At 51.8% G+C, this 18,057-nt stretch carries 15 protein-coding genes; 6 read left to right on the top strand and 9 right to left on the bottom strand.

What is annotated here, in order from left to right; all coding sequences use genetic code 11:
- Positions 1-22: 22 nt before the first annotated feature.
- The 5 genes from IMY23_RS09085 to IMY23_RS09065 form a co-directional block, all read right to left on the bottom strand.
- Positions 23-361 carry a type II toxin-antitoxin system RelE/ParE family toxin gene (locus IMY23_RS09085; protein ID WP_192821781.1) on the bottom strand — a complete coding sequence of 113 codons (339 nt, stop codon included), beginning with the start codon at positions 359-361 and terminating at the stop codon, positions 23-25.
- Positions 362-514: 153 nt separating this feature from the next.
- Positions 515-2,761 carry a LysM peptidoglycan-binding domain-containing protein gene (locus IMY23_RS09080; RefSeq protein WP_192821780.1) on the bottom strand — a complete coding sequence of 749 codons (2,247 nt, stop codon included), beginning with the start codon at positions 2,759-2,761 and terminating at the stop codon, positions 515-517.
- Between the two features lie 193 nt (positions 2,762-2,954).
- Positions 2,955-3,599 carry an O-methyltransferase gene (locus IMY23_RS09075; protein WP_192821779.1) on the bottom strand — a complete coding sequence of 215 codons (645 nt, stop codon included), beginning with the start codon at positions 3,597-3,599 and terminating at the stop codon, positions 2,955-2,957.
- Between the two features lie 391 nt (positions 3,600-3,990).
- Positions 3,991-4,581, bottom strand: a complete 591-nt coding sequence (locus IMY23_RS09070) for a redoxin family protein (protein WP_192821778.1) — start codon at positions 4,579-4,581, stop codon at positions 3,991-3,993.
- Positions 4,582-4,622: 41 nt separating this feature from the next.
- The gene (locus tag IMY23_RS09065) at positions 4,623-5,276 is read right to left on the bottom strand and encodes a 4'-phosphopantetheinyl transferase superfamily protein (protein WP_192821777.1); all 654 of its coding nucleotides are present in this window, start codon (positions 5,274-5,276) and stop codon (positions 4,623-4,625) included.
- Between the two features lie 85 nt (positions 5,277-5,361).
- Here IMY23_RS09065 and IMY23_RS09060 point away from each other — a divergent pair, with 85 nt between their 5' ends.
- The 3 genes from IMY23_RS09060 to folB are packed head-to-tail and all read left to right on the top strand — an operon-like array spanning position 5,362 to position 7,671.
- Positions 5,362-6,285: a WD40 repeat domain-containing protein gene (locus IMY23_RS09060; protein WP_192821776.1), complete on the top strand. Its 924-nt coding sequence runs from the start codon at positions 5,362-5,364 to the stop codon at positions 6,283-6,285.
- A gap of 9 nt (positions 6,286-6,294) precedes the next feature.
- On the top strand, positions 6,295-7,302 hold the full coding sequence (locus IMY23_RS09055) for a DivIVA domain-containing protein (RefSeq protein WP_192821775.1): 1,008 nt from the start codon (positions 6,295-6,297) through the stop codon (positions 7,300-7,302).
- 9 nt (positions 7,303-7,311) lie between these two features.
- A complete protein-coding gene (folB, locus tag IMY23_RS09050) occupies positions 7,312-7,671 on the top strand; it encodes a dihydroneopterin aldolase (RefSeq protein ID WP_192821774.1) in 360 nt (119 codons plus the stop codon).
- Positions 7,672-8,163: 492 nt separating this feature from the next.
- On the opposite strand, the gene IMY23_RS09045 is transcribed toward folB, so the two are convergent.
- The 4 genes from IMY23_RS09045 to IMY23_RS09030 form a co-directional block, all read right to left on the bottom strand.
- Positions 8,164-10,623 carry a penicillin-binding protein 1A gene (locus IMY23_RS09045; RefSeq protein WP_192821773.1) on the bottom strand — a complete coding sequence of 820 codons (2,460 nt, stop codon included), beginning with the start codon at positions 10,621-10,623 and terminating at the stop codon, positions 8,164-8,166.
- 340 nt (positions 10,624-10,963) lie between these two features.
- Positions 10,964-11,704 carry a DUF72 domain-containing protein gene (locus IMY23_RS09040; protein ID WP_192821772.1) on the bottom strand — a complete coding sequence of 247 codons (741 nt, stop codon included), beginning with the start codon at positions 11,702-11,704 and terminating at the stop codon, positions 10,964-10,966.
- Between the two features lie 426 nt (positions 11,705-12,130).
- Positions 12,131-12,502 carry a hypothetical protein gene (locus IMY23_RS09035; RefSeq protein WP_192821771.1) on the bottom strand — a complete coding sequence of 124 codons (372 nt, stop codon included), beginning with the start codon at positions 12,500-12,502 and terminating at the stop codon, positions 12,131-12,133.
- Positions 12,475-12,771, bottom strand: a complete 297-nt coding sequence (locus IMY23_RS09030) for a hypothetical protein (RefSeq protein WP_192821770.1) — start codon at positions 12,769-12,771, stop codon at positions 12,475-12,477. The genes IMY23_RS09035 and IMY23_RS09030 overlap by 28 nt, the downstream gene beginning before the upstream one ends.
- A 135-nt stretch (positions 12,772-12,906) precedes the next feature.
- On the opposite strand from IMY23_RS09030, the gene IMY23_RS09025 reads away from it, so the two are divergent.
- From IMY23_RS09025 to IMY23_RS09015, 3 genes are all read left to right on the top strand, one after another.
- Positions 12,907-13,938 (top strand): quinone-dependent dihydroorotate dehydrogenase, encoded by a 1,032-nt coding sequence (locus tag IMY23_RS09025; RefSeq protein WP_192823729.1) that lies wholly within the window; start codon positions 12,907-12,909, stop codon positions 13,936-13,938.
- A 701-nt stretch (positions 13,939-14,639) separates the two neighbouring features.
- Positions 14,640-17,303 (top strand): DNA translocase FtsK, encoded by a 2,664-nt coding sequence (locus IMY23_RS09020; RefSeq protein ID WP_192821769.1) that lies wholly within the window; start codon positions 14,640-14,642, stop codon positions 17,301-17,303.
- Between the two features lie 34 nt (positions 17,304-17,337).
- Positions 17,338-17,991: an outer membrane lipoprotein carrier protein LolA gene (locus tag IMY23_RS09015; protein WP_192821768.1), complete on the top strand. Its 654-nt coding sequence runs from the start codon at positions 17,338-17,340 to the stop codon at positions 17,989-17,991.
- Positions 17,992-18,057 lie beyond the last annotated feature (66 nt).

Below are 18,057 nucleotides of genomic sequence, written 5' to 3'. Positions count from 1 at the left end.
AATTTTGGTCCTATCTTAAGATTTACTTCTGTGCGAAGTAGTCTACCTTCAACTTTATGGCTTTTTCAATTTCTGACTTAGGCGTTTTCTGTGTTTTTTTCTGAAATCCGTTAAAAAGTACGACTAACCTGCCTTCATCAAAGCAGCAGAAAATCCTAAAGATATTACTTCCTACTTCAACCCTAACTTCATAAAGCCCATCAGTTCCTTCCATGTGCTGAAAAAATTTCCTTGGCACTCTTTCAATGATGGTAATCAGAAAGAGAACTTCATCAATTTTGTTTTTGACCTTCTCTGTCTGTTTGTCAAAAAAATCCTGAAAGTGATTCTGGTAAAAAATGATTTCTCTTACGGGTTCCACTGTGTGAAGTTAACTAATTATGGAACAAAATAAAAATGATGTGTCTTAAATTTAGAATTAGCCAAATATATGGCTAACACCAGAATCCCCGTTTTCGGGCTCATTTCCAGAAATGAGCCCGAAAACGGGGATTAAAAACTTCAGCTAAAAAGGCTAGTTCTTTGGTTTAATCAAAAGGCTTTCACCCACGGTCACGTTGAAGTCTGGTTTGCCGTTCCATTCCATAATTTCCTTGATAGTCACGCCGTACTTGCGCGAAATCTGGTACATGGACTCGCCGGTGGTTACTTTGTGGGTGACGGTTCCTGCGGCAGATTTCTGCGGGGCAGCGGTTGGCGCTACGGTGTTTTCTTTAACAGGCGTCGCCTCAGCAGGCGCGGCAACTACCAGTTTCTGACCCAAAGAGATAGAGCCGTTGGTGCCTAGGTTGTTCCAGGTCTGGAGGTTCTGCAGCGTGACGTTGTACTTCTTAGAAATGGCGTACAGCGTTTCACCAGCCACCACAGTGTGTTCAGTTGCTGCAGAAGTAGAGGAGGCAGGGGCGGCAGTTTTAGCAGGCGCGGTAGTTGCCGATGTTTTCGCGGGGGTGGCCGGTGCTGCTGATGGCTGCGCGTCAGCGGCCGGACCGGTCAAGGACAATTCCTGACCCAGGGCCAAAGGCTTGCTTCCGTCTAAGTTGTTCCAGGCCAGCAGGTCTTCCATGGACACGTTGTGCAGCTTGGAGATGGCATACAGAGTTTCGCCTTTCTCTACTTTGTGGCTGGTGGCCACTTCCACGGAGATTGGTTTGGCGGTGGCGGGCGTAGGCTCTACTACAACAGAAATAGGCTCCTCGGGGGCTTTGCGCTCAATGGGCGGCGCGGGCTTGTTAGCGACCTCAGCAGATTTGCCAGGGTACAAAGCTTTGGCGGCTACAGAATCTTCTCCCTCAGTTTTCTTCACGTTAGGCACGTAGGGCGTGTTGGCATCTTCCACTTCCACAGAAATGCTACCTTCTTTTGGTTTCACGGGCTTGGCCGGGGCTGGCGTAACGGGCGCAGCAACTTGGGCTGGCGCAGCGCTCGCAGGTTTCTGAGCGATGATGGTGGGTTCATCATTGGGGTACCGAATCTCTACCGGAATGCTGGCCGGGCGGGTGTCTTTGAGCCAGATTACACGGCCCGGCACCACAGCCTCGGTCTTTTTCATGCGGTTTTTGCTTAGGAGTTTCTTAAGCTTCACGCCGTATTTCTGCGAGATGCTGTGCATGGTTTCGCCGGCGCGGGCCACGTGGTAATCTGTTTCTGACTTGCTGGCTTTGGCTTTCAGGTAATACGTTTTGCCGGCCTCAATCTGGTCAAAGGAACGCATGTCATTCACCCGTAGGAATTTACGTGTGGAAATGCCCGCCTGCATGGCCAGCATGTCTTTGGTATCGCCGGGCTGGGCCACAATAGAACTGATGTTGTTGCTGGTGGTGAAGAGGTTCTTGATTCTAGCCGTCAGGGATTTCAGCTTTTCGCCCACGGGTGGCGTGTCTTTCACCGCCGCTGGGGCAGATTTCTCAGCAGCAGGCGCTGAAACGGGGGCTTGGGCCAGAACCGGACGAGCCGCGCTGCCCGCCATTGGTATCATCACAGTATATTCTTTGTCTGCGGGAATGTTGGAGGCCAAAAGCCATTTGTTGTAACGCTCCACTTCGGTGGCATCTGCCTGGGCCTGCAGGGCGATTTCCATCAAGGTTTGGCCGGGGCTGGCTTTCACGGGCTGCAGCGTCAGGGTTGGCTTGGGGTTTTTCCCTATGGCGTTTTCATAGGCCACTTTGTGCGCCAGAAAGGTGAGCAGGTATTTGTTTGTCTGGCTTGTCACTGCCATTTTCTTCATGCCAATGTCAGAGGTCTTGGTCAGGGCTTTGGTGCCGGTCAAGCCTTGGTAATAAGACAGCAAAGAATTGAACCAGTTTTGGTAGTACACATTGCTGCGTAGCAAATATTTGGCTGCGCCGCGGCTGGAGGCAATGATGTGCTTGCGCTCGTCTACCTGGCTGTTTACTTTAATGCCCAGCTCGGTGGCCGATGCCTCTTTGAACTGCCAGAAACCCACCGCGTTGGAGGTAGAAACGGCATCAGAGACCAAACCGCTTTCCTGCAGCACCAGGTATTTAAAATCGGTGGGCACGCCTTCCTGCTGGAACGCCTGCTCAATGAACGGGAAATATGCATCAGCCAAGTCTACTTTCTTCTGGAAATAGGCCGGGTGCTTGGTGAGCGCGTTTACAATTTTCTGGATATCTGCGCGTGCGTCTTCCTTGATTTCCAGTTGCATGTCTGCGAAGGAAATGTTGTAAGGGACCACGGGGCTTTGGGCACGGGCCACCCAGCACAACAAGCTGAGAAGCAGGAGAGATACAGTTCTTTTCATGGCAAAAAAGGGTTGAAAGGCAAAAATTGCGGCAGCGCTATGTTCTTGTAAAACTGGAGTTGATGCAGGGTAAATTGCTAACCCGTAACCAGTTGTACCGCCAAGCGCTTCTACAAAGTAGGCGATTTTGGAAGGAAGGAGAAAGCGCGGAGGCCTAGTATTTATCCACCGGGTTATCCACAATCAAGCGGTTTTACTTCTTCCGGACCACCAGAATGCCGTCTCTTATGGGCAGGAGCACATTTTCAACGCGCGGGTCCTCTTGAATTTTCTGGTTGAAGTCCAGCACCTGCTGTGTGTCTTTGTCTAGCTTCGGTCTGAATTTCTCCACCACCTTGCCGCTCCACAGCACATTGTCAGCCAAGATAAACCCGCCCTGCCGAACGCGGTCAATGACCAGGTCAAAATACAAACCGTTATTTTTCTTATCGGCATCAATGAAAACCAAATCCCATGTTTCCTGGAGCGTGGGAATAATATCGGCGGCCTGGCCCAGGTGTTGTATGATTTTCTGGCTGAATCCGGCTTTCTCCACGTACCCGCGCACCATGTCCTCCAGCTCGTCGTTCACGTCAATGGTGTGCAACACGCCGTCTTCGGTCAGCCCTTCTGCCAGGCAAAGCGCCGAATAGCCCGTGTAGGTACCAATTTCCAGCACCCGCCGCGGCCGCAGCATCCGGGAGAACATAGCCAACGTACGCCCCTGCAAATGCCCCGACAGCATGCGCGGCTTGAGCACATGCAAATGCGTCTCGCGGTTCAGCTGCCGCAGCAGGTCAGATTCTGGGGAAGTATGGGCCTCGGCGTAGGCCTGCAAGTCTGGGTCCAGGAAATCCACTTTCGGTTAATTAGGAATTGGGAATTGAGAATTAGGAGTTTCTTCCAGAGACAAAGATACACGGTGGTGCGTTTGGAAATGCGTTTTCGGGCTCAATTCTGGAAATGAAGCCGAAAACGGGAATCAGGAACACGTAGAGACAAGGCTCTACCCACTGCCGCAAGTTTAGCGCAGCGTAAATGTGGTATTCAATGTTGTAAGTTTAAAAACTTACGTAAGTCAATAGACTTACAACGTGGTAAACCACAAGTTACGCTGCGCTAAACTTGCGGTAGGTTTGTTGATGTTTCAGGCTCCATTTCCAATTTAGAGCCCGAAAACGGAGACACCTCACAGGTTTTAAAACCTGTGAGGTGTCTCCGTAAATTATCAGCAATGAACAATCAGCAATTTAAAAACGCTTGATTAAGCAGCCCGTGGCGCGTTTTTCGGCGGCGGTCACGGTTTTGTTGGCAAGTACATTATCTAAGGCAGTGCGCAGGTAGTTTTCCTTCACGTAAGATTCCATCTGCGGATTATCATCAATGGCGCCTTTGTAGCGGAGGTAAAAACCGTCGGCAGAATTCTGGAGCACGAATACTTCTGGCGCTTTGGTGGCGCCAAACTGCTTGCTTAGGTTCTGGCCTTCGTCTACTAAGTAAGGGAACGTTTGGGTGCTGGTTTGGTCGGGTTGGGCTTTGGGCGCGGTGCCTTCCTCCAGCCCGATGGCGGCGTTCACGTACACAAACCGCACGCCGCGCGCACCGTAATTCTGCGAAATGGCCTGCAACCGGGCATCATACAGTTTGGAATATGGGCATTTCACGCTGGTGAACACCACTACCACGGCCTTGGCATCACTGAAACTAGACAACGGCACCGACTGTCCGCTGGGGTCTTTCAAGGTGAAATCGGTGATTTTAGAACCAATGCGGTAACCGCCCTGGGCAAACACCGAGGCGGTCAGTAACAAAGAAAATGCGAGGGTAAAATATCGTTTCATAAAATAAGGTGCTAATGAAGGAAGGTGCTGATAGGCTATTTTCAAAGTTCTGCTTCAAGCGGAGCCAACACGTAGGTCAGCACATATTCAGGGTCTACAATATAGTGAACGTCATAGGTATGCCGGAAGTTGTGAGTCTGCACCGTGCCCTTGAACTGGCCGGTGGGCTGCACGTTCACATTTTCCAGCAGCAGATTTTCCTTGAACAGCAGCTTTTTTCGGCTGTAGGCTTTGTACAAGGTCTCTTTCGCGCTCCAATACAGGTGCATTTTCACAGGGTCAGTTTGGGAGGCGGTCAGTTCTTCCTCGCTTAGGAATTTTGCTACCAGCCGCGGCACCTTGGTTCCCCGTGTTTCAATATCTATGCCAACTTGGTAGGTGCCCGAAACCAGGGCCGCCACCCAAGGCCCGGAATGTGTCAAGGACACCTGAAAACCACCGGCAACGCACACCGGCTGCCCGGTTTCCTCACGGGTTATGATGGTTTTATCTGCTGATAATTGGTCCAACAAACTATACGCCAGCACCCGAACGGCTAGCCATTCGCGGCGGCGGCTTTCGGCTTTGAAGTCTGGCAAGGCATGGTTGGGTCTCAGGTATAATAATGCTTCTTCCAATTCTGCCACAGATTCTTTGATGTGCCAAAGGCCTAAAAGCGTTTCTGCGGAAAGAGTTTGCGTTGAAAGGAGCGGCATGGGCAAATAAAAGGGGCAGATGTCTGTTTTCGGGCTGGTTTTGGTAAATTTAGGCAAAAATAGCATCTCCAGTTTCCCAAACTCCATGGCCAGTCCGTTTCAGGTTCAGAAAATCAACACCTTCACCGGTCACCACGACTGCGTGTATACCGTGGAGCGCGGGCCGGAAAGCCATACGTTTTTCTCGTCGGGCGCCGATGGCTTGGTGGTGAAGTGGGACCTGACCCAACCCGACAAAGGCGAACTGGTGGCCAAGGTAAGTTCCAGCGTGTACGCCTTGCGTTATGTTGAGGCAAAGAATTGTCTTTTGATCGGGCACAACCATAATAGCCTGGAAGTGCTGGACCTTTCGGCGAAAGCCATTCTCAAAACCATTCCCCTTCCGCCCGCGGCTATTTTTGACATTCAGCAGGATGCGGATACGGACCAGGCTTTTATAGCTATGGGCAATGGCCTGCTGTTGCGCCTGGATTTGCAAAAACTGGAAATCACCCAGACCGTGAACTTGTCAGAGAAAAGCGTTCGGTGCTTGGCCTTGCATCCAGAGAAAGAAGATATAGCAGTGGGCCTGAGCGACCACCGCATTCTGGTGCTAGACAAACAAACCTTGGCGGTGAAAAAGGAACTCACCGGCCATACCAATTCAGTGTTCACGCTGGGCTACACACCAGACGGGGCGTTTCTGCTCAGCGGTGGCCGAGACGCGCATCTAAAGACGTGGGAAGTAAAGAATCAGTACCAGGAACATACCAGCATCATTGCCCACTTGTTCACTATTAATCATTTGGTTTTCAGTCCGAACGGAAGGTTGTTTGCCACCTGCAGCATGGACAAATCCATTAAGGTTTGGGACACGCAGACGTTTAAATTATTAAAAGTGATTGATAAAGCCCGCCACGCGGGACACGGCACCTCGGTCAATAAAATGTTTTGGTCTAGTCACTGGAATCAGTTAGTTTCGTGTAGTGATGACCGCAGCATTGCCGTTTGGGCATTAACCTTGAAGTAAAGCGTAGATATGAAGATTACACCATTAGAGATTAGACAGAAAACGTTTGAGAAAGCGTTCCGGGGGTTGGACAAAGATGAGGTGCAAGCCTTTTTACTCACGCTTTCGCAGCAATGGGAAAAACTGCAGGACGAAAACAAAGACCTGAAAACCAAACTAGACGTAGCGGGCCGCGAAGTGCAGAAACTTCGCGAGGTGGAGTCATCGCTTTACAAAACGCTCAAAACCGCCGAGGACACCAGCACCAGCATGGTGGAACAGGCTTCCAAAGCCGCCGACCTGCAAATCAGAGAAGCCCAATTGAAATCTGACCAACTGCTGGAAGCCGCCCGCCAGAAAGCCCGCAGCGTACTGGACAACGCCTACCAGCAAGCCGACAAAACCATTGCCGAGATGCAGGGCGAAGTCAAAAACCTGGAGCAGGACTACCTGCGTCTGGAAGACTACCTGGAGAACCTGGTGCGCGACCTGCAGAACATGGCCTCAGACGCGTTAGACAAAGTAGAGAAGACCAAAGCAAAACCCAAAGCCGCCATTGGCAGTATCTTACAACGGGCCGCGCAAGCCAAAGCCATGCAGCGCCCCGATGACGAAAAAGATACTCCTATGAACACATTTGCACCTGTAGCCCCGGCTATCAAATCTATGAATACGGCGTCTGCCCTGGTAGACCAACCACAGAGCTACGGCTTTGGCGAAGGCGGAAGCCGCGAAGCTATTCCTGCCACGCCGGGTACTATTCCGTCTGTGCCCACGCCTAACCCCGCGCCAGACGTACACCCGCGCACGCCGGAGATTGTGCCGCCACGCATCCCAACGCCGTCTATTGACCCGCCTAAGCGCGAAGAGCCCAAGCCAGATATTCCGCCAATGCCTACACCGGCACCGGTAGAGGAACCAGCCCCGGAGCGTGAATCGCCGGTGCCCACCACGCCAGAAGTGCAGCCGCCCATGACCACGCAGGCCAAACCGGCTGTGGCCGCCACCACCGGCGGTTCTTTCTTTGACGAAATCTAGGCCTTACGCATGGGGCAGATTGCACTGGAAGGCATGGAGTTCTTCGCCTTTCATGGGTATTATGACGAGGAGCAGAAGATAGGCAATAAATACGGCGTGGACCTGTACCTCCTCACCGATCTGCACGCCGCCGCCTCCTCAGATAACCTGGACCAGACGGTGAACTACGAGCGCTTGTATAAGCTAGTCCTCAAAGAGATGGGGCAACCGGCCCGTTTATTAGAGCATCTGGGCCACCGCATCATTGAAGGCATCTACCAGGAATTCCCCTTCGTGGAGCAGATTACCGTGAGCGTCTCCAAATTCAACCCACCGCTAGGCGGCATCTGCCACAAAGCCAAAGTCACGCTGGAGAAGCGAAAGAATTAAGATAAATGCGTTTTCGGCCTCGTTTCCAGAAATGAAGCCAAAAACGGTAATATGAAAAACGCCTCACCGGTTTTAGAACAGGTGAGGCGTTTTTTTGTTAAAGCGGAATGAAAGGCTAAGTTTTAAGGTGAATTATAAAGTTGAGTATACCGCTAACTAAATGCAGATTCTCCCCTTGAGGGGAGTGCAGAGGGGTGTTTACACAGGAGAGCGAATTTGGAGATTCTGTAGGGGCGTATCGCATACGCCCTTGCGCATTGCTGATATTTCCTTTAATATATTTTTCAGACCTTAATTTCAAAATGAAAGATACTACCTATGCCACCATATTGGGCGTATGCGATACGCCCCTACATCATAAAATGCATAATCAGCAAATGTAAACACCCCTCTACGCTCCCCTCAAGGGGAGAATCCGCGGTTAAGAAAGGGAATCCTATATTCTTGCCAGAAACATCAAATCACTTCATCTTCACATCTCCACATAAAACGCTAATCCCTTCCCCTTCCTCTGCCGCGGTTCTGTTTTTCTAGTTTCTCCTCCAGGTCTTCCTGCCAGTCACGGTCTTTTTTCTTTTTGCCTTTCCCTTTGAAGAGGTCTTTGAGTTTTCTGCCAGTCTTTTCAAAAAAATCGTCAATACCTCGGCCTCTGTCTTCTTCTACTGGGGCTGCCACCACCGGCGGTTGGTAGGGCGGACAATTCAGGTAACTGCGAAGTAAGGGAGGTACTGGCGTGAAACGGCTGTTGGCGTAGCGGCGGTAGTCGCGTTCCTTGACAAGGCGTTGGAAGAAACTGCCCCAGATGGGCAAGGCCGTGTTGGCGCCACCGCCTTTTTCCAAGTCTCTGAACCTGATTCTGCGGTCTTGGCCGCCAACCCAGGCACCGGCCACCAAGTCTGGCGTGTAGGCCACAAACCAGCCATCGGCGTGTGATTGGGTGGTGCCCGTCTTGCCAGCAATGTCCATGTTCAACGGGTAATCACGGCGCAGTCTGCGGCCGGTGCCCTCTGAGACGGCGCTCTGGAGCATGGGCCGGAGCAGTTGGGCCGTTTGCCAGCTTATGACCTGCCGGCCTCTGGTGGGTCTGGTTTTGTCCAGGAGCACGCGTCCGTTTCGGTCCACAATTCTCAGCAAATAGCGTGGCTCCACCTTATAACCACCATTCGCGAAGCTGGCATACGCGGTCACCATTTCCAACAAACTGGCATCTGCCGTGCCCAGCGCCAGGGCTGGAGTGGAAGGCAAATCGCTGGAAAGGCCTAGGCTTTTAGCCAGTGTAATCACCTGCGGCATACCCACTTGCAAAGCCGTGTTCACGGCCACGGTGTTCACCGAATGCGTGAGCGCACCCTGCATGGAATACGCCCCGCCGTATTTTTCATCAGCGTTGCGCGGCGACCAGTTGTCATGCTCCGGGAAGACGCGGCGTTCATTAGGAAAGTAGGAGCAGGGTGAAATCCCGCGTTCCATGGCCGCGGCGTACACAATAGGTTTGAACGTGGAGCCCATCTGCCGTTTAGCCCGCACGTGGTCATATTTAAAGAACGAATGGTTGATACCGCCCACCCAGGCCCGCACAAAGCCTGTCTCCGGTTCCATGGCAATGAACCCGGCGTTGAGGTAGCGCAGGTAATGCCGCAAAGAATCCATGGGGCTAAGCGTGCGGGAGACTTCGCCGCTGTACCGGAAGATTTGCATCTTGCGGGGCGTGCTGAATTCCTCGGTAATCTCGGCCTCAGATTTGCCGGCGGCCTGCGCGCGCTTGTACCGCAGAGACCGTTCCTTGGCCAGTTTCAGAACATCGGGCTGGCCCGACCATGGTGCTTTCTTTCCCCAGTGTTTGTCGAAGTCCGTTTGAAGCGCGTACATGCGTTGCTTGAGGGCGCGTTCGGCGTGGAGTTGGGCTCGGCTGTCAAGAGTAGTGTAGATTTTCAGCCCGTCATTGTAGAGATTGTAAGGCTCGCCCTCCAGGTTCTCCTGTTTGGTGGCCCATTGGCTCAGTTCCTCGCGCAGATGTTCCCTAAAATAGGTGGCCAGGCCGCTGTTATGCGAATACGGGTTGTACCGGAGCGTGAGCGGTTTCTGCTGCAGCTGGCTTTTCTGGTCTTGGGTGAGGAAGCCCTGCTTGGCCATCTGCGCCAACACCACGTTTCTTCTTTGTTTGGACCGTTCTGGAGCCAGCCTGGGATGGTAATACGTGGTGCCTTTGAGCAAACCCACCAAAACGGCCGCTTCCTCGGTTTTTAAAGAATCTGCCGAGGTGTTGAAAAACCGCCGCGCCGCCGACTCAATGCCGTAGATGTTGCCGCCCATGGGCACGGTGTTGAGGTAGAGCGCCAGAATTTCCTCTTTGTTGTAGACCGCCTCCAGCCGTTTCGCCAGAATAATCTCCCGCATCTTGTTCACCGGCATAGACAGCAAGCCCAGACTCTTTCGCGGGAACAAGTTCTTAGCCAACTGCTGTGACAAGGTGCTGCCTCCGCCCGAACTTTCTTCCTGCAAGAGCAACGACTTGATGAACACCCGCGCCAGACTTCGGTAATCCACGCCGTCATGGTCATAAAATCTAGCATCCTCGGTGGCTACCAGGGCCTGAATCACGGGTTCGGCAATGTCTTCATACTGCACATTGGTTCTGTCCTGAATAAAATAGCGGCCAATCAAGACGCTGTCACTGGTGTAGACTTCAGAGGGCATGTTGTTCTGAATGGCCTTTAGTTGGCGTTTGGTGGGCAGCCAGCCAAACAACCCAAAATAAACGGACAGGTAAAACACGAAAAAAGCCAGAAACCCAGCCGCCACCAGCTTGCCCAGCACCCGGAGCCAGCCTTTGGTGCCCAGAGACCGCCAATAGGTGCCCGTGAGTTTATGGCCGTGCCGGGCAAGCCACCGCTGGCGGCGCAGGTTGAACCATTGGGAGAACGCACCAAAATAAGAGTTGAACAGCGGCATGTAGGTTTTTAGAAAGTAACAGCGGTCAGGGTTCTGCTTACCACTTGCGAGCGGTGAAGGTTACGAATGGGAATTCTAAGGCGTGCGTTCTGCTTTTGAGTTGGTATAAATTCTTGTTGTAAGTCTTTGCAGATCTGTACGGACAGGTCGCGACCTGTCCTGAACGGTGGCCAACGCCAAGTCATTTGCCATGAAGTAAAATAGTAAGTACCCGAAAGGGAATGCGTGGACCAGCAATGCGTGGGGACAGGTCAAGCCCTGTCCGTACTGGGGAATGCAAAGCGCTGAAATTTCCGTTTTCGGGCTCGTTTTGGGAAATGAAGCCGAAAACGGAAATGGTTTACCGACCGGCAGCTACCAATTCCTGCAAGGTCATGGCGTTGGAAGGTGCGTGGCTGCCAATGTCGTTGTCAAAATACACAAAGACATCTTTCCCCTCTTCGGCCCAGGCCAGGCATAAGTTGGCCCATTCCTGCAAGGCTTCTGGCGTGTAGCTGCCCTGGTATTTTTCGCCGGGGCCGTGCAGGCGCACATAGACAAAATCTGCGGTCACTTCCAGCGGCGATTGGTGCCCGGCCAAATCATAAATACAAAAGGCATGGTTGTGTTGGCGTAGCAGGGCGTAAATCTCTGGATGGTACCAACTGGGCTCCCGGAACTCAAACGTGTACCGGAAATACGGCGGAAGCGCCTGCAGGAACTCCCGGAACCGCTCCACGTTCACGCGCCAGGCCGGGGGCAACTGAAACAAGACCGGGCCCAGTTTCTCACCCAGTCCCTGCGCGTTGCCCAAAAACTGCTGTAAGCCCTGCTGCGGCTCCTTCAGCTTTTTCATGTGCGTGATGTAGCGGCTGGCCTTCACTGAAAACAGAAAATGCTCCGGCACGCTGTCGCGCCAGGCGGCGAAGGTTTCTGGCGTAGGCAGACGGTAAAAGGAATTGTTAATCTCCACAGTCTGGAACTTGGTCAGGTAATAGGCCGTGAACTGACTGGACGGCGTGCCCACCGGGTAAAACGTGCCTTTCCAGTGGGTGTAATGCCAACCAGATGTGCCGATGTGAATGTTTCCTTTTTCCTGCATAGACTATTTATACTGGCAGCAAAAGTTGGAGGTTGTTTTCCGTTTTTGGCCTCGTTTTCAGAAATGAAGCCGAAAATAGGTTTTTGTTTTTCTATGGCTTCTCTATGGCGCGAAAGTTACTTTCGTGACTTATTTCAACAGCTTTGTAAGTCACGGAAGTAACTTCCGCGCCATAGAAGGCGGGAAATAAAATGAAGTTGTTTTACGTTTTTGACCTCGTTTTCAGAAACGAAGCTAAAAACAGATAAATGATTCACGCATTTCGTCCCCCTTTGAAGGGGGTAGGGGGATGACAAAGGCAGTCAAAGATCTTAATGCCAAACCTACTAAGCTTAAAAGATGATTCTCGGGAATGCAATTTTCTGCAAGAGTTAATCATCCCCCAACCCCCTTCAAAGGGGGACGAAATGCGTGAGGAATCTGCGTTTATTTATTCAAAAACCGATAAAAAATCCAGCCGCCCAAGGCATACAGCGCCACGTCCACCCAGTCACCGGTATAACGCGGCATGAACTTCGGGAAAAACCATTCAAAAGCCAGCGCAAAATACAGCACCGTGAACAGCACATGATACCCAGAAAACCGCACCTTCGGCCCGAAGAAAAAGCGCATGACAAACAACGTGATGCTGAGGACCAAGGGCAGGCAGAGCAAATCGTCAAGGTAATTAATGACCCACTCTGGCCTTGGGAGTTCTTGCCATCGCCAAACCAAATGCCCCACGTACACTAGCGCCAGCAGCCAAAACAGCGGCCGAAACGTGGACCAAACTAGCCGGCCAGCAGCGCGATCAGCCATAAGATAAAAGAGACGATGCCCACAAACGCCACTTGAAAACCCAGGCCAATTCTTTTGTAGAGTTGTTTGTGCCACGGGTCTGCGGGGTCAAGCTGGATGAAGTCAACGGTGAACTGTTTCTTCTGCTGCTCGGCGTGGTCTTCGCGGTCTTGCTTGCGGGCCACGGCCGCGGGGTCTAACGGGGCCTGGCAGTGCTGGCAGCGGTCCTCGGGGTTTTGGTTCCAGCTGGACCATTGGCCGCAGGTAGGGCATTTCTTGGTTCCGTTCATGGCGGATAGGGTTTAGGCCTGCGGCGAAGGATGTTAAGGAGCAGGCCGGGTCTGTTACATTTACTGTACGAAGGTAAAGCGGGAAGGCCAGCGCGCAAGCCGTTTTTTTTATCTTTGCCCAAACCCAACGTCGCCGTGTACAAAAACCTGATCAGACCGCTGCTTTTCAAGCTGGACCCCGAGAAAGTCCACCACCTCACCACCAACGCCCTCAAAACCGCATACAGCTTGCCCTTGGCCAAGTCCATCAGCAAAAGTCTGTTTCAGGTAGAGGACAAACGGCTGGAGCGCGAAGTCTTCGGGCTGAAATTCCCCAATCCGGTGGGTCTGGCGGCAGGCTTCGACAAAGACGCGCGCATGATTGACGAGTTCGCGGAGCTGGGGTTTGGGTTCATTGAGATTGGCACGCTCACGCCCAAACCGCAGGAAGGCAACCCCAAACCGCGTTTGTTTAGGTTGCCGCAGGACGGCGCCATCATCAACCGCATGGGCTTCAACAACGAAGGCGTGGACCAGGCCGTGGAACGCTTGCGCAGCCGCAAGAGCAGCGTAATCGTGGGCGGAAACATCGGCAAAAACAAAGTCACGCCCAACGAACAGGCGCTGCAGGATTATCTCTATTGTTTTGAAGCGCTGTATGACGTGGCAGATTATTTTGTGGTGAACGTGAGTTCGCCCAACACGCCAGATTTGCGCGCGCTGCAGGAAAAAGAACCGCTGCTGGATTTGCTCAGCAACCTCCAGAACCGAAACCAAGGCAAAGCCAAACCCAAGCCGCTGCTCCTAAAAATTGCCCCAGACCTGAACCACGCGCAACTGGATGACATTGTGGAGATTGCCGTGCAGACCAACCTCTCCGGCGTCATCGCCACCAACACCACCATCAGCCGGGCGGGCTTGCAGACTTCGGCGAAAGCCGTTACACAAATTGGCATGGGCGGCTTGAGCGGAAAACCGCTGACCAACGCGTCTACTGAGGTGCTTCGCTACCTTCGTAAAAATCTACCGGAGCAGGTGCGATTGGTTGGCGTTGGCGGTATTATGACCCCAGAAGATGCGCTGGAAAAACTAGCCGCCGGGGCAGATTTGATTCAGTTGTACACGGGCTTTATCTATGAAGGCCCTGGTTTGATTAAGCAGATTAATCAGCGGTTGTTGCAGAAATAGATTTCCGTTTTTGTGCTTGTTTTTGGAAATGAACCTGAAACGGGAATTTTGAATTACCCATTCCTACCTTAACTATGGCGCGGAAGTTACTTCCGTGACTTACATAGCTGACCTTTAGGCACGGAAGTAACTTCCGCGCCATAGTTTTTAAAAGAATAACGTTTTTGGCTTCAATTTCAGAAATGAGCCCGAAAACGCACGCCTACAATTCCTGCCGCAAGTTTTCAACTTGTGGCTATGCACGCTGGAAGTTTATAAACTTCCTTAGAGCTTGTTTGGCAAAGTACGCAAGTTGATAAACTTGCTCGGTGGGTTGCTCCAAGTTGAAAACTTGAAGCATGGTAAGCTTTTTTATTCTTCCAGATTTATGAATCACCGCTCTTCCGGATTTATCAATCCCCGTGTTCATGTAAATGAATTAGAACGAAGGGGATTGCAAATCCCCGACAGAGTGGTTCGGGATTGATAAATCCCGAACAGCAGAGTTTATGATTCCAAGGCAGCAGGCGAGGTATAAAAGTAAAAGTACAGGCTCTGTTTTCGGCTCCGTTTCCAGAAATGAGCCCCAAAACGGGAATTCAAATCATTTCATACTTCCCCAAGCCAACTATAGAAAATCCCTATATTTCACAAAGCAGATACACAAAGTTTCTTGACGGCAGATTGCCTGAAAAAATGTAGATTTGAGGTTTGGAGATAGTATGGCTACGAATACATATAAACGTGAAGTGGGAAATGCGCCTCGGCCTAAAAATGCGCCGCGCATGCAGAACGAGCCGAAGGAAAAGGTAGAAAGCCGCGCGCCCAAAGCGCCTAAAGAACCCAGGGCGCCCCGCAAGCCGTTTGTCGCGCCGCAGCTTTCTTTTTCGTTTCTGAAAGACCGCCGGCTGCAGCTGTTTGTGGGCTTTTTCTTTTTGCTTTCCTCGCTGTATCTGGCCATTGCGTTTGTGTCGTTTCTGTTCACGGGCGCGGCAGACCAGAGCGTGGTGGAGTCGGTGACGGTAGATGCGGTCAAAGACGCCGGGCTGGAATCTGAGAACTGGCTGGGCTTGTTCGGGGCCTGGGTGTCTGACTATTTCATCAACCGCTGGTTTGGGGTCGCCTCGTTTTTCTTCATTCCCATCATCTTTTACATAGGCTATAAAATTGTGTTCCGGCGCACGGGAGTCACATTTTCATCGGTGGTTACCTTGTGTTTGTTCGGGTTGCTGTGGGGTAGCGTGACGGCGGGTTACGTGGTCTTGACCGGCAAAGTAGCCGACAGTTTCGGGTTTACCAGCGGCGCCATTGGCTATGAAAGCGCCATCTGGCTGCAGAGTCTGCTAGGCTGGGGAACGGGTTTGCTGCTGGCTTTTCTGCTGGGCATGTTCATCATGTTCTTTTTCAACATCACCACTTTGGGCAGACCAAGAACTGCTGCAGCTTCAGAAACCGTGGACCGCAAAAAATCGCCGTTTGAGACCTCTGAGCCAGGAGTGTATGCATCGCCGTCGGTGGGTATGAATCATCTGAGCAATCCTTCGGGCACGTTTGACGAGCTGGAGGAAGAGGATGAGCAAGAAGACGAGCCGGAATTTGAAGCGCCTTTCACCGTCAGAAACCAGTTGCAGGTAGCAGAACCCCAGGAAGAACTGGTGGAAGAAACGGCTGCCCCTGAAGAAGATTTGTTCGCGGTGAACACCTTGAGTCCCACGCCCAAAGCCGCCGCTATTGCTTCGGTGCCCTTGGCTTTGGAATTGGAGCACGCCGAAGAGGAACTGTTTGAGGAAGCACCCTTGGCTGAGCCTGAACCTGAAGTGGATTTGGCCATTGCCAAGCCCGTTTTAGACGAAGAATCTGACGAACTGGTGAGTGAAAATTATGACCCCACGTTGGATTTGCCGCGCTACCAATACCCCAGCATTGACCTGCTCACTGACTACGGTGTGGGCAAAGTGCAGGTGACCAAAGAAGAACTGGAAGCCAACAAAGACAAGATTGTGGAGACGCTGGGCAACTACAGCATTGGGATTGCGAGTATCAAAGCCACCATTGGGCCTACGGTTACGCTGTATGAAATTGTGCCGGAGGCGGGCGTGCGAATCTCCAAAATCAAGAGCCTGGAAGACGATATCGCCCTAAGTTTAGCGGCCTTGGGTATTCGGATCATTGCGCCAATCCCGGGCAAAGGAACCATTGGTATTGAGGTGCCGAACAAGAAAAAGGAGATGGTCTCCATCAAATCCATCCTGAGCACTGAGAAATTCCTGAAAAGCGAAATGGAACTGCCCATCGCCTTCGGAAAGACCATCACCAACGAAGTCTTTATCACTGATTTGGCCAAAATGCCTCACTTATTGATGGCCGGTGCCACGGGCCAAGGGAAGTCAGTTGGTTTGAATGCCATCTTAACGTCGCTGCTGTACAAACGCCATCCGTCGCAGTTGAAATTTGTGCTGGTAGACCCCAAGAAGGTAGAATTGTCACTTTTCAATAAGATTGAGCGTCACTTTTTGGCCAAGCTGCCAGATACAGATGAAGCGATTATCACCGATACCAAGAAAGTGGTGAACACGCTGAATTCGCTCTGTATGGAGATGGACCAGCGCTATGATTTGCTCAAAGACGCCGGTTGCCGCAACCTGAAGGAATACAACCTCAAGTTTGTGGAGCGCCGCCTGAACCCGAAGAAGGGGCACAAGTTCATGCCCTACATTGTGTTGGTGATTGACGAGTTGGCCGACTTGATGATGACCGCCGGTAAAGAGGTGGAAACACCTATCGCGCGTCTGGCGCAGTTGGCACGGGCTATCGGGATTCACTTGGTAGTCGCCACACAGCGTCCATCTGTGAACGTAATCACGGGTATTATTAAGGCGAACTTTCCGGCGCGTATTTCATTTAAAGTAACGTCTAAAATTGACTCGCGCACCATTCTGGACACCGGCGGCGCCGACCAGTTGATTGGCCAAGGTGATATGCTCTTCTCACTGGGTTCAGATTTGATACGCGTGCAATGTGCGTTCGTGGATACGCCGGAAGTGGATAGAATTTGTGATTTCATTGGCGAGCAGCAGGGCTATTCAGACGCGTACCTTTTGCCGGAATTTGTGGGCGATGAATCTGGCAATGACAAAGCCGAATTCGACCCGAGCAACAAAGACGCCATGTTTGAGGAAGCCGCCCGCATTGTCGTCACGCACCAGCAAGGCAGCACGTCTCTATTGCAGCGCAGATTAAAACTGGGTTACAACCGCGCGGGCCGTTTAATTGACCAGCTGGAAGCTGCCGGTATTGTAGGCCCGTTTGAAGGCAGCAAGGCCCGCGAAGTTTTAATTCCCGACGAATACAGTTTGGAACAGTTATTGAATACCATGCAACCGTAAGCACTTTTGCATTCATTCAACCTAAATAGATACCATGAAACGAATATTCTCTATGCTGCTGGCTTTTTTCACCTTGGTGCAGGTGGCCAGTGCGCAGAATAACCCCAAAGACCCCGAGGCCCTGAAAGTACTGGACGCCATGAGCAAAAAGTACCAGGCCATGAAAGCCTACAGCGTAAGTTTTACCCAATTGCTGGAAAGCCCCCAGGCCAAAGTGAAGGAAACCATCGCCGGTGACATCACTGTGTCGGGGAATAAGTTCAGGTTGGCCGTGGCCGGTCAGGAAATCATCAACAACGGCACCACCATCTGGACCTACATGAAAAAGGAGAACGAGGTGAACATCTCAGACTTCGACCCGGAGGAGCAGGAACTCACCCCCGACCAGATTTACAACCTCTACAAGAAAGGCTATAAGTATGTGCACAGCGGCGAGGAGAAAATTGCCGGCGAAACCGTGCACGTGATTGACCTCACCCCCGATGACCGCAACAACCAGGTGTTCAAGGTGCGTCTGCACATCAGCAAGAAAGACAACTCCCTGAAATCCTGGAAGATGTTCCGCAAAAACGGCACGCGTTATACGTATACTATCAAGAAATTTACGGCCAACCCGCCGGTAAACGCCAGCACCTTCACGTTTGACAAGACGAAATACAAAGGTGTGAAAGTAGTGGACCTGCGATAGTAGTATCAGGTAGCAGGTATTAAGTAGCAAGAAAAGGCTCTCACGTAAGTGGGGGCTTTTTTTATT

This window comes from Rufibacter sp. LB8, from assembly GCF_014876185.1.
Classification (GTDB): Bacteria; Bacteroidota; Bacteroidia; order Cytophagales; family Hymenobacteraceae; genus Nibribacter.
Note: the sequence above shows the minus strand (reverse complement) of the source record. Positions and strands in the feature narration are given on the sequence as shown.

What these genes read in the sequence shown, in the direction of transcription:
- folB (WP_192821774.1), top strand. Translation starts at nt 7,312, where the DNA reads ATGGGGCAGATTGCACTGGAAGGCATGGAGTTCTTCGCCTTTCATGGG.
- IMY23_RS09070 (WP_192821778.1), bottom strand. Translation starts at nt 4,581, where the DNA reads ATGAAACGATATTTTACCCTCGCATTTTCTTTGTTACTGACCGCCTCG.
- IMY23_RS09045 (WP_192821773.1), bottom strand. Translation starts at nt 10,623, where the DNA reads ATGCCGCTGTTCAACTCTTATTTTGGTGCGTTCTCCCAATGGTTCAAC.
- IMY23_RS09030 (WP_192821770.1), bottom strand. Translation starts at nt 12,771, where the DNA reads ATGAACGGAACCAAGAAATGCCCTACCTGCGGCCAATGGTCCAGCTGG.
- IMY23_RS09055 (WP_192821775.1), top strand. Translation starts at nt 6,295, where the DNA reads ATGAAGATTACACCATTAGAGATTAGACAGAAAACGTTTGAGAAAGCG.
- IMY23_RS09035 (WP_192821771.1), bottom strand. Translation starts at nt 12,502, where the DNA reads ATGGCTGATCGCGCTGCTGGCCGGCTAGTTTGGTCCACGTTTCGGCCG.
- IMY23_RS09080 (WP_192821780.1), bottom strand. Translation starts at nt 2,761, where the DNA reads ATGAAAAGAACTGTATCTCTCCTGCTTCTCAGCTTGTTGTGCTGGGTG.
- IMY23_RS09040 (WP_192821772.1), bottom strand. Translation starts at nt 11,704, where the DNA reads ATGCAGGAAAAAGGAAACATTCACATCGGCACATCTGGTTGGCATTAC.
- IMY23_RS09065 (WP_192821777.1), bottom strand. Translation starts at nt 5,276, where the DNA reads ATGCCGCTCCTTTCAACGCAAACTCTTTCCGCAGAAACGCTTTTAGGC.
- IMY23_RS09015 (WP_192821768.1), top strand. Translation starts at nt 17,338, where the DNA reads ATGAAACGAATATTCTCTATGCTGCTGGCTTTTTTCACCTTGGTGCAG.
- IMY23_RS09020 (WP_192821769.1), top strand. Translation starts at nt 14,640, where the DNA reads ATGGCTACGAATACATATAAACGTGAAGTGGGAAATGCGCCTCGGCCT.
- IMY23_RS09060 (WP_192821776.1), top strand. Translation starts at nt 5,362, where the DNA reads ATGGCCAGTCCGTTTCAGGTTCAGAAAATCAACACCTTCACCGGTCAC.